Below are 11,738 nucleotides of genomic sequence, written 5' to 3' on the forward strand. Positions count from 1 at the left end.
CAATAAAAAACCGGATATCAACAGCTCACATTAAACATAGATCAAATATGGGCAGGTGCAAACCATGCTTTACATTAGCTTGGGGTGAAGCATCTCTTGAACAATAGGAGTTAGGCCACTAAAGAAAAACTCTACCGCAATGACCATGACAATAAGCCCCATAATTCTCATCATCACTTTGTTCCCACTGTCACCAAGAAAACGCAGCAAACGGCTTGCCCCCACCAACCCCAAATAATTAATAATCATCACTGCAGCAATAGCGCCAATAAGGACTAATTTATGCCAAAATGTTTCACCATCATGCATAAAGATGATCACATTGGCGATAGCCCCTGGGCCACAGAGTATGGGAATAGCAAGCGGAGTAATCGCGATATCGTTACTGTAGCTATCCAGGTCATCGATCTGATCGGTTTTCATTCTGGATAGCTTCGCCTGTAGCAGTTCATAGCCAAGTAAAAAAAAGATCACACCACCAACAATGCGTAAGCTATTCACCGACACCGCAAAAAAGTCGAAAATAAACTTACCAACTAACGCAAAAATAACCAGAATCACAAAAGCCGTTAAAGACGCCTTTAATGCAACCTGCCTGGACTGCTGATGCGTCATATCCGTAGTCATTGGCTGAAATACAGGCGCTACGCCAAACGGGTTGATCATTGCAAACAAAGAGGTAAAGCAGAGTAATGCAAACTCAGACAACTCATGCATACACAACACGACCATCAACGATTGTTGTTTGAACAAGCCCTTGCAGCTCTGCGCCTATCCAAGGCGTATTCTTCCCGGCTGATTTAATTGAACTTTCTTCTACCAGCCACTTTTTTGCCGGGTCAAAAATACAAATATCGGCATTTCCACCCACAGATAAAGAACCACCATCTTTAACTAAAATCCCGGCAGGCCCGCTGGAAAGCGAACGAACAAGTATATCCAGCGGCAGCAACGATTCACGTTCAAGGCTCAATAACAGAGGTAAAACCATCTCCAACGACGAACTGCCTGCCTCGGACTCAGCAAACGGCGCCTGCTTAGCGGCTGCTTCGTGAGGCTGATGCTGACTGCATACCGCGTCAAGGGTGCCGTCTCGCAATCCTTTGATCAGAGCCTGCCTATCCAGTTCTGAGCGAAACGGAGGGCGACAATGAAACTGGCTATCAAAACCACTAACAGCCTCATCAGTCAGAACAAGGTGTTGCGCAGAAACATCAGCGGTCACTCGAATACCTCTTCTCTTGGCATCAGCAACCAGTTCGACAGATCTTGCCGATGTCAGTTGCGACAAATGTAGATGAGCCCCGGTTTCTTCTGAAAGCAACACTAACTGAGATACCGCTACTGTTTCAGCCAGCACCGGAATACCTGACAACCCCAAGCGAGTCGCCACAGCCCCTTCATGTACACAACCATCCGAAGCGAGTGACGCATCCTCGGGCCGTACAAAAACACTCACATCATGGGTCTTGGCATATTCACAGCACCTTTTCATCACGCTTAAGCTCACCACTGGGTGTCCGCTGTTTCCAACCCCTACACACCCTGCCTGTTTCAGTGAGTAAACCTCACTTAACTGCTGCCCCTTTAAGCCTTTAGTCAAAGCGCCAACCGGATAAACTTTCGCAAAACCCGCTCTGCCCGCCAAGTCAAGAATCAGGTTAGTGACTGCCTCGGAGTCATTCACCGGCGAGCTGTCAGGCGGACAACAAACCGCAGTAAAGCCACCCTTAACCGCGGCAAACGTTTCGGATGCAACCGTCCCCTTGTACTCGTAGCCGGGCTCGCGCATGTGCGCGCACAGATCAATAAAACCAGGAGAGACGATACAGCCTGAAGCATCGATTACTTGATCTGCCTGGAACCCCTCGGGGACAGTGCCAACAGCAGCGATCTTGCCATCAGATACATACACTGACGCCTCAGCATCCATCTCATTAGCTGGGTCAATCACACGACCAGACTTTATTTCAATATTCATTTACCCACCAACACATACCTAATACGGTACTCAAAGAATTAAGCGCACATAAACTGCGAGACCTTTGCACCACGACCGCACTGATAAATACAGCACGAAAACAGCCCCCACTTTCAGCATCTCTCACGACACCGTTTACGAAGACGTAGAGATGGCTGCCGTCTGCCCACTCATCGCCATAGACATGACGGCCATTCTGACAGCGATACCATTGGTCACCTGATTAAGAATGACTGATTGAGGGCCATCCGCTACCGCCGATTCAATCTCCACACCTCGATTAATTGGCCCCGGATGCATCACAATAGCGTCAGGTTTGGCGTACTTTAGCTTCTCAGTCGTCAGGCCATACAACTCATAAAACTCATGCTCACTTGGCAGCAATGCTCCTTCCATTCTTTCCTTTTGAAGGCGCAGCATAATAATGACATCAACATCATCCAGCCCGTCCTTCATCGAGTTAAATACCGAAGCACCGAGGCTTTCTATATCGACAGGTAGAAGCGTATTCGGCGCGATCACCCTCACTTCATCAACCCCCAGGGTATTTAATGCTCTAATCTGAGATCGAGCCACCCGCGAATGAAGAATATCTCCAACGATGGCGACCTTTAGTCCCTCAAAGTGCCCTTTATGCTGACGAATAGTCAACATATCCAGCATGGCCTGAGTCGGATGTGCATGACGCCCATCACCCGCATTTATAATTGAAACTTTCGGCGTAACCGACTCGGCAATAAAGTGTGGAGCACCGCTCTGGGAGTGCCGCACGACAAACATGTCACTTGCCATTGCCTCCAGATTTTGCAAGGTGTCAGAAAGAGACTCCCCTTTTGAGGTCGCAGAGGTACTAATGTTCAGGTTCAATACATCTGCCGATAATCGCTTCGCAGCCAGCTCAAAGGTGCTTCTGGTTCGAGTGCTCGCTTCGAAAAACAGGTTTACAACGGTTTTACCTCTAAGCAGTGGCACTTTTTTTATTGATCGCTCTCCGACCTCTATAAATGAATCAGCAGTATCAAGAATCTCGGTTAGTATTTCACGATTCAGGCCATCCAAGGTGAGAAAATGCCTAAGCCGCCCCTGCTCGTTTAATTGAAGACGGTTAGGCTCTGTAGGTTGCGTCATAGCGTATAATCCAGTCCAGAATCAATTTGCACTCAAGCCAAAATCAGTTTGCGCTCAAGCTAAAATAGGTTAATCGGGCTATTTCTCCGTCACTTCCAGAGCCAGCCCTTCAGGCCCTTTCAGCTTAATCTGCTGATTATCTTTAAGTGCCATTTTTTGCCCTACAATATCAGGCTGAATAGGTAGTTCCCGGCCATCCAAGTCGATCAGTGCAACCAGCGTTATGCTGGCCGGGCGACCATAATCGAATAGCTCATTCATCGCCGCTCTAATGGTTCTGCCTGACATAACAACATCGTCAACCAACACAATGTCGCGACCTTCGGTCTCAAACGGCAAGCTTGACGGCTTAACAGTGGGGTTCAAACCAATACGAGTAAAGTCATCACGATAAAATGAGATGTCCAACTCACCACAAGGCTCTTTAATATTGAGCTTTTTGTGGATATAACTAGCTAACCAAACCCCTCCAGTGCGAATGCCAATCACGCAGGGCGAGTCTATTTTTTTTGTCGTGAGGTGCTCTTTCAAGTCATCGCACATTTCGACCAATAAGCTCTCAACATCAAGTAATGCCGTCATATGTTTATCCCGAAATTAATCAAGTCGATCTGACAATAGCCATTTTCTACATTTATCGGCGACACGCCAACACTATTTTGCCTGCAATCTTGCGTTACTCGTTTTCCTGAGCCGCGAACCAGCTTTGCAGTATTAAAACGGCCGCAATGCCATCCACTGAGTTTCGACCAAAATCGCGGTCACCACCCTGTTCAATGACATATCCCTTTGCCTCATGACTGGACAAGCGCTCATCCATCATAAAATAAGGTTTGTTAAATCGTCCTTGCAGACGTTTACCAAACTTGGTTGCTCGACGGGACATTTCACTCTCGCTGCCATCCATATTGAGCGGCAGCCCCACCACAAACCCGTCCGGGCTCCACTCTGCCACCAGTTTTTCAATATCAGACCAATCAGGTATGCCATCACGGGCAGTAATGGGAGGTAAAGGGGATGCACTACCTAGCAGGCGTCGCCCAACGGCCACACCAATTCTACGCGTACCAAAATCGAAACCAAGACACGTCTTTAACTCTGTAGACAACGAACTATTTCCTAAAATGATTAAACAAGAAGGCTCAGACAACGGAGAGGTTCAGGCATGCCCAGCCTGATCGCTTAACTGACTCGGGTCAAAGCCCAAAAGAGAAATTGCAGTATCAAACTTTTTATGAGCAGGAGCCCGGAACAAAATCCCCTCATCTGACGGGCAGGTTAACCAGCAGTTTTCAGCAATTTCCTGCTCCAGCTGCCCAGCCCCCCATCCTGCATAGCCCAGCGCAACAAGGTTTTCTGTCGGGCCTTGTTCGACTGCCAGCGCCTCAAGAATATCTCGAGAGGTGGTTAAACAGATTCCATCCGATATTTTTAGCGAAGACTGCCACTCACCTTCAGGAGAGTGCAAAACAAACCCTCTTTCCATTTGCACTGGGCCACCGCCGTATATGGGGCGACTGATATCCTCTCCCCCCAAATCCAGCTGGGCCAGAATTTCACCAAGCTTCATATCCAGAGGGCGATTGATCACAATCCCCATCGCACCGTGCTCATTGTGATCACAAATATAGGTCACCGTACCCTCGAAGTTTGGGTCTTTCATTCTCGGCATTGCAATCAAAAAGTGATCGCGCAGTGAAGTCATTTGTTCGCTCATGCTATAAGTATCTGTCCAGTATCAGGGTTTAGCAACAAATTTACGCTTATTTCTACTCATCAGCGTTAACTATCTTATCGATTAGGGTCTGGCTTTCAGCTCCCCCCCTCTTTAAATTGCAACGTCCGAATGAGCTCGACCTCATCCCGCTCCTGCCGAACTTCGTCAGGAAAAGGAGGAAACGGGGCGGCCATACGCACTATTTTCAACGCTTTATCATCCAGAACATTATTGCCTGAGGAGTGCAGTACCGACACATCTCTCAATGAGCCGTCCGAGCGTATCGCAATAAGTAGTCTAGGGCGGCCATACAGCTTTGAACGCGCTTCATCTGGAAAGTTTAGTGTTCCGATTCGTTCAATTTTGTTTGTCACCAGTGAAATGTACTGCGCATCAACCACCTTCATGGCAGAGGCCGCGTTAAAGCGAGTCACCTTGGGTCGTTTAGAATATTCCCTTTGCTGACGCTGCAGCTCTGCTTCCAGGCTCGCTATTTCCAGACTTCTGGCCAGAAGCGACTTTCTGGGCTTCTTAACCGGGTCAGGCTTGGGTGTTTTTTTATTTTCAACGGTCGGCGACTTCTTTTTCGCTCGAGACTCGGTAGCAACCAGCGTCTTATTCTTTTTAACCGGTTCAGGCCTGCTTGCCGCCTGCTGCTGAATCTTCTCTGTCTGCCGAACAACTGTATCCCGCTGCTTAGCCACAACGGGCGTGCTAAGCTTGGAGACCTCTTCAATGGTACCACTCCCCTGCTGGTTCGCTTGCGCCAGGAAGTCGGCTTTTTCAGGCTTTTCGCCATCGTCATACTGAGCTAACGTAATCTCCATCGTATGCGGGGCAGGTTTAGGGTCTTCCAGGCCAAACGTCACACCCAGCACAAGAATTGCGTGGAGCGCCAAGGCCAAAAAAACCGTAAAGCTCAATCTGTCTGCCGCTCCAGCGGTCACCACTGCTGACATAGCCTATCGTTGTCCATTAGTAAACTGAGCGTTTGGCTCATGCGTAGCGCTGAACTAAACAGCGATTATTAAGGTGCAAAGTAGTCTGAACGCACACCCGTGCTTTGTCCAGCGTGTTAGTCATTGCGCGCTTTTAGCTTTTGTTCAATTTTATCCATTAACTGGCCGCCGATATCCAGACCAAAATCCCGGTCTAGTTCTCGGATGCAGGTCGGACTGGTTACATTAATCTCAGTGAGATAGTCACCAATAACATCGATCCCGACAAAAAGCAGCCCCTTCTCTTTTAACACAGGCCCAACCTGTTCACATATCCAACGATCCCTATCACTCAAAGGCTTTCCTTCTCCTCTCCCGCCTGCGGCCAAATTTCCTCTATTCTCGCCTTGTGCAGGTATTCTAGCCAGCGCATAAGGTACAGGCTCGCCATCGATCAGCAATATACGCTTATCGCCTTCAGCGATCTCCGGGATAAAAACCTGGGCCATTGCCTGCTGAGTCTCGTGCTGCGTCAACGTCTCCAAGATCACACCTATATTGGCGTCCCCTTCTTTCACTCTAAATATATTCGCCCCGCCCATACCATCGAGTGGTTTGAAAATAACATCCTTGTGCTTGAGAAAGAACGCCTTAAGGCGAGCCTTATCTCTCGACACAAGCACGTCGGGGCAACATTGCGGAAACTGGGTTGCAAACAACTTCTCATTGCAGTCGCGTAGACCTTGCTGACTGTTAACCAGTAAAACGCCATCTTCCTCTGCCCGGCTCAATATCAAGGTAGAGTATAAAAACTCACTATCAAATGGAGGATCTTTTCTCATCAGGATCGTATCAAGATCGCTCAGTTTACTGTCAGCCCTTTCAGAAAGCTCGAACCAGTCTTGAGGGTCTTCTTTAACACTCAGTCTTCTCAGCGAAGCCTTGGCCACCCCCTGTTCAAGATATAAATCCTTAAGCTCCATGTAGTAGAGCTCCCACCCTTTTTTTTGTGCAGCAAGCAACATCGCAAAAGAACTATCCTTAACGATGTTAATATCACTGATGGGATCCATCACTATTCCGAGCTTTATCGTCATAAAATACCTATTACGCTACAAAGTTGTATTTTTTGTACTAACCTTAAGTGAATATTGAAACTGAAAGAGTTCGCGTTAAGCCGCAGACTTTATCAAAGTACTGAATGGGGAGCCACTTATCATTCCGTAAACATTTGTGACAATTTATATACAAACTATTTCTTTCTAAAGATTCTTAAATAAACTATAAATAATAAATGTTTATAGAATGCTTTAGAATTCTATGTTAAAAATGCACGTTAACATATTGGCTGTCACAGACTTTACTAGGCCGCCTCATGGCCACAAAATAATACATAACGACCTTCTAAACGCTTAGGGCAGTTGGACAATGGAAGACAATTTTGAGAACCTGAAAATCATGGTGATTGATGACAGTAAGACTATTCGTCGTACTGCGGAGACACTATTAAAGAAGGTTGGATGCACAGTAATTACCGCCACAGATGGCTTTGATGCCCTCGCAAAAATTGCGGACACACACCCTGACATTATTTTCGTAGATATTATGATGCCTAGGTTAGATGGCTACCAGACCTGTGCTCTAATTAAGAACAACAGCGCCTTTAAAGCAACCCCTGTCATTATGCTTTCCAGTAAAGACGGGTTATTTGACAAAGCTAAAGGACGAATAGTCGGCTCGGATCAATATTTAACCAAGCCTTTTAGCAAAGACGAACTGCTAGGTACTATAAGGACGTATATACCAGCCAGCTAGTTTTTGACTGCAACATGGTTGCAAGCAGAAACTAAAGAATTGACACATTTTTTGAGTATACCTCAGTTACTCGAAGTTTTTTTATCTGTAGCCAGGAGATTCATCCGGGGGAATTATGGCTCGCATTTTAATCGTTGATGACTCACCAACCGAAGTCAGAAAAATCTCAACTATTCTAGAAAAGCACCAGCACGAAATTATTACAGCAGACAACGGGGCTGACGGTGTAGCGACAGCCCGTGCAGAAAAGCCAGATTTGGTACTGATGGACGTTGTTATGCCAGGCTTGAACGGTTTTCAGGCAACCAGGCAGCTAACACGAGCAGCTGAGACCGCAGAGATTCCTGTCGTCATTGTGACTACCAAAGACCAGGAAACAGACCGTGTTTGGGGTACAAGACAAGGTGCTAAAGGCTATCTTGTTAAGCCAGTTAACGAGGACGACTTGATTAGCACCATTAATCAACTTCTCTCATAATTGATCGAGTACTACTAACCATGTCTGCAAAGATAGCCCCTTTTGCCGCTCTCTCAGATATCGCTTCGAGAAGTAAATCGTTCGCAGAAGGTCTTCCTGCACAGGAAGAAGCGGTCGAACTCTGGAGCGGCATCGGTTTTACCCTGGCGGGGGAGCACTTTGTTGCCCCGATGGGGGAAGTCACTGAAATCCTGCATATCCCTCGATACACTCAGATCCCCGGCGTTAAAAGCTGGATGCAAGGTCTTGCAAATGTCCGTGGACGTCTTTTGCCCATAATGGATCTGGGGCAGTTTTTTGAATTATCAAAAACCTCAGTTTCCAGCAGAGACAGACGCGTACTTGTTGTTGAGCACGGAGAAGTGCTGAGCGGCCTGATCGTTGATAGCGTGTTAGGGATGCAGTACTTCGCAGTTGATGGATTTAAAGACACGGTTGAAAACGTCAACAGGTCAATGGCGCCTTTTATCAACGGTGCATATATAAAGAATGACGAAGTTTGGAAAGTATTTAGTGCGTCTACATTCACAGAAGACCCCAAATTTCTCAGCGTTTCTCAGTGGTAGTGGTCAATTTAAAGCGCTTGGCACTTTAAGATGTATTGATGACAACTAGAAATTTAAATGCGGTAACGGTGCGTTGAAAACCACCCACACTCGAAAACAACAACTTAGAACATAAGAGGCCGGGAGCCAGAAAATGAAAAGTAAATCTGGAAAGTTTAATTCAGGCCAGGGCAACAACTCGCTCCTACTTGGATTGGGTGGAGTGTTGGTCGTCCTGCTGCTCTTTCTTGCATATGTATCCTTCATAATCGTAAGAGACAGTAACCACGATAAGGAATATGCAGGACACGCGAGTGATCTTCGAGTGTTATCGCAGGAGATTGCGAAAAACGCCTCTGAAGCATCTGATGGTAAGGCTGAGGCATTTGATCAGCTTAAACGATCAAGAGATGACTTCGAACGTAAGCTGAACCTCATTATTCAAGGTAACCAGGAAACAAACCTTCCACCAAGCGAACTTGCATCTGAAACAGGTGTGGTAAAACGCTGGAACGAAGTAAAGAACAACACAGACCAAATCCTTGCAAACCAGGATACGGTACTATCTCTGCACCTGGTTGCAGAAACCCTGAACGAAACCATTCCTCAACTGCAGGTTGAGTATGATGACGTCGTACAAATTCTTCTGGAAGGTGAAGCACCGGCAGACCAGATTGCTGTTGCTCAGCGCCAGTCACTACTTGCAGAACGTATCGTTCGTAGTGTTAACAACGTACTTTCAGGCGATGAAGACGCTGTAATTGCGGCTGACCGTTTTGGCCGCGACGCCAAGCTATTCGGCCGCGTACTGAACGGCATGGTTGAAGGCAACAATGTAATGGGCATCAGTCAGGTCAGTGATGAAGATGCTATTTATGGCCTCGAAGCGATTGCCGAGATGTTTGAGTTTGTTAACGAAAACGTTGATGCAATATTGGAAACATCACCTGAGCTATTCAAAGTTCGTAAAGCAGCAAACAACATTTTCGAAGATTCTCAGGCGCTACTTAAAGAAACTACATCACTATCAACCCAGTTTCAGACTCAGGCTGAATCACGAGCATTAAGCCCGACCCTCGCATACCTTATTCTGGGTGTAGTCATTATCGTCATCGTTTTGATTGGTTTGTCACTCTTCCGTGAGAGTCAGGCGCGCCTACAAACCACTACCGAACAGAACGAACAGAACCAGAACGCAATTTTGCGACTACTTGATGAACTTGCCGATCTGGCTGATGGTGACTTGACAACAGAAGCAACCGTAACCGAAGACTTCACCGGTGCGATCGCTGACTCTATCAACTTCGCAATCGACCAGATGCGCGGCCTTGTTAAGGCAATTCGTGATACCGCAGTACAGGTTGCTGCTGCGGCACAGGAAACACAGGCTACAGCAATGCATCTGGCTGATGCATCTGAGCACCAGGCTCAGGAAATTGCAGGCGCCTCTGCCGCTGTAAACGAAATGGCGGTATCTATCGACCAGGTATCTTCAAATGCTGGCGAGTCATCTGCGGTTGCGGAAAGATCGGTTGCCATCGCGAAGAAAGGTGCCGAAGTTGTACAAAACACTATTCGAGGCATGGACACCATCCGTGAGCAGATCCAGGAAACATCCAAACGTATTAAACGTCTGGGTGAGTCTTCTCAGGAAATCGGGGACATCGTATCGCTGATCAACGACATTGCCGACCAAACCAACATTCTATCTTTGAACGCTGCAATACAGGCATCGATGGCTGGTGATGCGGGTCGAGGCTTCGCGGTTGTTGCCGACGAAGTACAGCGACTGGCAGAACGTTCTTCTGCAGCAACAAAGCAGATTGAAGCGCTGGTTAAAACCATCCAAACCGATACCAACGAAGCGGTTATATCGATGGAACACACAACCGCAGAAGTGGTTCGAGGCGCTAGACTGGCACAAGATGCGGGTGTAGCACTGGAGGAGATCGAAAACGTATCGATGAACCTTGCAGACTTGATCCAGAATATATCTAACGCGGCTCGTCAACAGTCATCATCTGCTGGCCATATATCCAACACGATGAACGTTATCCAGGAGATTACCTCACAGACTTCCGCGGGTACTAACGCAACAGCGAAGTCGATCGGTAACCTGGCTGAAATGGCAAACCAACTTCGAAGCTCTGTTGCTGGCTTTAATCTACCTGAAGAAGGTGAGTCTGAGACCGCAGCATAAAGTAGTTGGTGAGGTTTAACCCCCTGTTGTGAATATGATGGCTAACTACAATAACAAGGCTCAACCGACTGGCTGGGCCTTGAAACCATTACCAGAAATGGATAATGACCAGTTTCGAAAGTGGCAAGAGCTGCTTGAAAGCCGGACAGGCATGAGCCTGCCATTAGGCCGCAAGGTCTTCTTGCAGACCAGCCTGGGTACTCGGATGCGTGAAATTGGGTGTAGTGACTATCAGGAATATTTTGAAAAGGTTATTAGTGGTCCAGGCGGCATTATTGAATGGACCACACTGGTTGATCGGCTTACCGTCCAAGAGACTCGTTTCTACAGAGATATAGATGCCTGTAACTTGGTAACCGATTATGTGCTTACCCGCCCAGTCGATAACCTAAAAAAATCAACGCTGGAAGTCTGGAGTGTTGGTTGCTCAACAGGAGAAGAACCTTATACCTTAGCCATGCTACTGAGTGAAAGTATGTATATGCTAGGGCTGAAGCACTATTACGGTGTTACCGGTACAGATATCAGTAAACCAGCCTTAGAAAAAGCGCGAGCCGGGATATATACCGAGCGTAAACTGGTGACAGTTGAAGATACGCAACGGGAAAAATATTTCAACAAACACGACAATGGCCAGTACGAAGTCATACCGGCGATTAAAGATCGAGTTTGTTTTGCCAGAGTAAACATTTTAGATCTCGGCAACGCACCCATGCATGGAATGAACGTCATCTTTTGCCAAAATGTGTTGATCTATTTTCGTCGTTGGCGGCGCAAAGAGATATTAAGCAGATTGGTGGAAAGACTAGTACCGGGTGGATTACTGGTGCTAGGCCAAGGGGAAATGGTTGATTGGCATCACCCCGATTTAGATAGGGTTCCAAGCGATAACACTCTTGCGTTCATCCGACGCCCAGAAAAGAATTAGAAATACTG

13 protein-coding genes are annotated in these 11,738 nt (G+C 47.1%); 5 read left to right on the forward strand and 8 right to left on the reverse strand.

The features are described 5' to 3' along the window. Window positions 1-69: 69 nt before the first annotated feature. The 8 genes from MY523_RS15090 to gshB form a co-directional block, all read right to left on the reverse strand. Window positions 70-717 (reverse strand): MarC family protein, encoded by a 648-nt coding sequence (locus MY523_RS15090; protein WP_250655518.1) that lies wholly within the window; start codon window positions 715-717, stop codon window positions 70-72. Continuing rightward, window positions 710-1,981 carry a dihydroorotase gene (locus MY523_RS15095; protein ID WP_250655519.1) on the reverse strand — a complete coding sequence of 424 codons (1,272 nt, stop codon included), beginning with the start codon at window positions 1,979-1,981 and terminating at the stop codon, window positions 710-712. The genes MY523_RS15090 and MY523_RS15095 overlap by 8 nt, the downstream gene beginning before the upstream one ends. 135 nt (window positions 1,982-2,116) lie before the next feature. Then, window positions 2,117-3,109, reverse strand: coding sequence for an aspartate carbamoyltransferase catalytic subunit (locus MY523_RS15100; RefSeq protein WP_250655520.1), 993 nt, complete (start codon window positions 3,107-3,109; stop codon window positions 2,117-2,119). A gap of 78 nt (window positions 3,110-3,187) precedes the next feature. After that, window positions 3,188-3,691 carry a bifunctional pyr operon transcriptional regulator/uracil phosphoribosyltransferase PyrR gene (gene pyrR / locus MY523_RS15105; protein WP_250655521.1) on the reverse strand — a complete coding sequence of 168 codons (504 nt, stop codon included), beginning with the start codon at window positions 3,689-3,691 and terminating at the stop codon, window positions 3,188-3,190. 94 nt (window positions 3,692-3,785) lie between these two features. After that, on the reverse strand, window positions 3,786-4,217 hold the full coding sequence (ruvX, locus tag MY523_RS15110) for a Holliday junction resolvase RuvX (protein WP_250655522.1): 432 nt from the start codon (window positions 4,215-4,217) through the stop codon (window positions 3,786-3,788). 51 nt (window positions 4,218-4,268) lie between these two features. Then, a complete protein-coding gene (locus tag MY523_RS15115) occupies window positions 4,269-4,814 on the reverse strand; it encodes a YqgE/AlgH family protein (protein WP_250658831.1) in 546 nt (181 codons plus the stop codon). Window positions 4,815-4,921: 107 nt separating this feature from the next. After that, window positions 4,922-5,785 carry an energy transducer TonB gene (locus tag MY523_RS15120; protein ID WP_250655523.1) on the reverse strand — a complete coding sequence of 288 codons (864 nt, stop codon included), beginning with the start codon at window positions 5,783-5,785 and terminating at the stop codon, window positions 4,922-4,924. Window positions 5,786-5,901: 116 nt separating this feature from the next. Beyond that, entirely contained in the window at window positions 5,902-6,861 is a 960-nt protein-coding gene (gene gshB / locus MY523_RS15125) for a glutathione synthase (RefSeq protein WP_250655524.1), read from the reverse strand. Window positions 6,862-7,192: 331 nt separating this feature from the next. Here gshB and pilG point away from each other — a divergent pair, with 331 nt between their 5' ends. From pilG to MY523_RS15150, 5 genes are all read left to right on the forward strand, one after another. Beyond that, window positions 7,193-7,579, forward strand: coding sequence for a twitching motility response regulator PilG (gene pilG / locus MY523_RS15130; protein ID WP_250655525.1), 387 nt, complete (start codon window positions 7,193-7,195; stop codon window positions 7,577-7,579). A gap of 115 nt (window positions 7,580-7,694) precedes the next feature. After that, complete coding sequence (pilH, locus tag MY523_RS15135; RefSeq protein WP_250655526.1) at window positions 7,695-8,057, forward strand: twitching motility response regulator PilH; 363 nt, start codon at window positions 7,695-7,697, stop codon at window positions 8,055-8,057. A 20-nt stretch (window positions 8,058-8,077) separates the two neighbouring features. Next, complete coding sequence (locus MY523_RS15140) at window positions 8,078-8,623, forward strand: chemotaxis protein CheW (RefSeq protein WP_250655527.1); 546 nt, start codon at window positions 8,078-8,080, stop codon at window positions 8,621-8,623. Between the two features lie 133 nt (window positions 8,624-8,756). Continuing rightward, window positions 8,757-10,802 carry a methyl-accepting chemotaxis protein gene (locus tag MY523_RS15145; RefSeq protein WP_250655528.1) on the forward strand — a complete coding sequence of 682 codons (2,046 nt, stop codon included), beginning with the start codon at window positions 8,757-8,759 and terminating at the stop codon, window positions 10,800-10,802. 34 nt (window positions 10,803-10,836) lie between these two features. After that, window positions 10,837-11,730 (forward strand): CheR family methyltransferase, encoded by an 894-nt coding sequence (locus tag MY523_RS15150; protein ID WP_250655529.1) that lies wholly within the window; start codon window positions 10,837-10,839, stop codon window positions 11,728-11,730. Window positions 11,731-11,738 lie beyond the last annotated feature (8 nt).

The sequence above is a fragment of the Alkalimarinus coralli genome, from assembly GCF_023650515.1.
GTDB lineage: Bacteria > Pseudomonadota > Gammaproteobacteria > Pseudomonadales > Oleiphilaceae > Alkalimarinus > Alkalimarinus coralli.

What these genes read in the sequence shown, in the direction of transcription:
- MY523_RS15100 (WP_250655520.1), bottom strand. Translation starts at nt 3,109, where the DNA reads ATGACGCAACCTACAGAGCCTAACCGTCTTCAATTAAACGAGCAGGGG.
- MY523_RS15145 (WP_250655528.1), top strand. Translation starts at nt 8,757, where the DNA reads ATGAAAAGTAAATCTGGAAAGTTTAATTCAGGCCAGGGCAACAACTCG.
- MY523_RS15115 (WP_250658831.1), bottom strand. Translation starts at nt 4,814, where the DNA reads ATGACTTCACTGCGCGATCACTTTTTGATTGCAATGCCGAGAATGAAA.
- gshB (WP_250655524.1), bottom strand. Translation starts at nt 6,861, where the DNA reads ATGACGATAAAGCTCGGAATAGTGATGGATCCCATCAGTGATATTAAC.
- MY523_RS15140 (WP_250655527.1), top strand. Translation starts at nt 8,078, where the DNA reads ATGTCTGCAAAGATAGCCCCTTTTGCCGCTCTCTCAGATATCGCTTCG.
- pilG (WP_250655525.1), top strand. Translation starts at nt 7,193, where the DNA reads ATGGAAGACAATTTTGAGAACCTGAAAATCATGGTGATTGATGACAGT.
- pyrR (WP_250655521.1), bottom strand. Translation starts at nt 3,691, where the DNA reads ATGACGGCATTACTTGATGTTGAGAGCTTATTGGTCGAAATGTGCGAT.
- MY523_RS15090 (WP_250655518.1), bottom strand. Translation starts at nt 717, where the DNA reads ATGCATGAGTTGTCTGAGTTTGCATTACTCTGCTTTACCTCTTTGTTT.
- pilH (WP_250655526.1), top strand. Translation starts at nt 7,695, where the DNA reads ATGGCTCGCATTTTAATCGTTGATGACTCACCAACCGAAGTCAGAAAA.
- MY523_RS15120 (WP_250655523.1), bottom strand. Translation starts at nt 5,785, where the DNA reads ATGTCAGCAGTGGTGACCGCTGGAGCGGCAGACAGATTGAGCTTTACG.
- MY523_RS15095 (WP_250655519.1), bottom strand. Translation starts at nt 1,981, where the DNA reads ATGAATATTGAAATAAAGTCTGGTCGTGTGATTGACCCAGCTAATGAG.
- MY523_RS15150 (WP_250655529.1), top strand. Translation starts at nt 10,837, where the DNA reads ATGATGGCTAACTACAATAACAAGGCTCAACCGACTGGCTGGGCCTTG.